Origin of the sequence: Cellulosimicrobium composti (assembly GCF_010287905.1) — a bacterium.
Classification (GTDB): Bacteria; Actinomycetota; Actinomycetes; order Actinomycetales; family Cellulomonadaceae; genus Cellulosimicrobium; species Cellulosimicrobium composti.
The window spans coordinates 1-1,365 of sequence record NZ_JAAFAN010000144.1; the positions used below are offsets into that span (position 1 = coordinate 1).

The window sequence follows — 1,365 nt, forward strand, 5'->3', positions numbered from 1 at the left end:
TGAATCGCCCTGGGTTTGTTGGAGGTTCCTGACCTTGGAAACGAGGATGGAGCCATGCCGAAGGAGCAGACGCCGGGCAAGCCGCAGACGCGGCGGTATTCGGATGAGGAGAAGGCCGCCGCGGTGCGGATGGTGCGGACCCTGCGGGCGGAGCTGGGGACCGAGCACGGCACGGTGCAGCGGGTCGCGACCCAGCTGGGCTACGGGGTCGAGTCGGTGCGCCAGTGGGTCAAGCAGGCCGAGATCGACGACGGGCACGCACCCGGGATCACCACTGCGGAGGCGCGGCGGATCCGGGAGCTCGAGCAGGAGAACCGGGAACTGCGGCGGGCAAACGAAATCTTGAAGCGGGCCGCAAGTTTCTTCGGGGCGGAGCTCGACCGCCAGCACAAGAGGTAGTCGCGTTCATCGACGCCAACCGCGGCGACGTCATCGACGGCGTGCGCCTCACAGTCGAGTCCATCTGCACCGTGCTGAGCGCAGCAGGGGTGAAGGTGGCTGTGAGCACCTACTACGCCGCCAGGACTCGCCCGCCCTCGGCGCGTGCGGTCCGGGACGCCGAGCTGGGCCCGATGCTGCGCGCCCTGTGGGACGACAACTACCGGGTCTACGGGGCACGGAAGCTGTGGAAGGCGGCACGCAGGGCCGGGCATGACGTCGGTCGTGACCAGGTCGCCCGCCTCATGCGCGGCCTCGGGATCCAGGGTGCGGTCAGGACGAAGCGGGTGCGCACCACTCGCCCGGACCCAGCCTCGGCCCGGCACCCGGACCTCGTCAGGCGGGACTTCACCGCGACCGCCCCGAACCAACTGTGGGTCACCGATCTGACCTATGTGCCGACCTTCGCCGGCATGGCGTACGTGTGCTTCATCATCGACGCCTACTCGCGGACGATCGTCGGCTGGCGCGTTGCCGGGCACATGCGCACCGAGATGGTCCTCGACGCGATCGAGATGGCCCGCTGGTCACGCGGCACCCGCCTGACCGGTCTGAGGTGTCACTCGGACGCCGGAGCCCAGTTCACGAGTCTGCGCTACGGCGAACGCCTCGCCGAGATCGGCGCGACGCCATCGATCGGGACCGTCGGCGACTCGTACGATAACGCGCTCGCCGAGACCGTGAACGGCTACTACAAGGCCGAGCTGATCCGCGGGCCCGCCAGATCCGGGCCCTGGCGGACCGTGGAAGACGTCGAGCTCGCGACGCTCGGATGGGTCCACTGGCACAACACCGAACGCCTGCACGGCTACCTCGGCGACCTGCCACCCGTCGAGTTCGAAAGGAGGTTCTACGCTAAGCAGCAGGGCCACGAAGCCCTGATCGGAACCAAATGACCAGAGCCTCCATCAGACCCAGGGCGATTCA

At 68.3% G+C, this 1,365-nt stretch carries 1 protein-coding gene; it reads left to right on the top strand.

From position 1 onward, the window contains the following. Positions 1 to 54: 54 nt before the first annotated feature. A protein-coding gene (locus GYH36_RS19060; protein ID WP_246209804.1) for an IS3 family transposase occupies positions 55 to 1,334 on the top strand; the annotation gives its coding sequence in 2 pieces (ribosomal slippage) (positions 55 to 358 and positions 358 to 1,334; 1,281 coding nt in all). Positions 1,335 to 1,365: the final 31 nt, after the last annotated feature.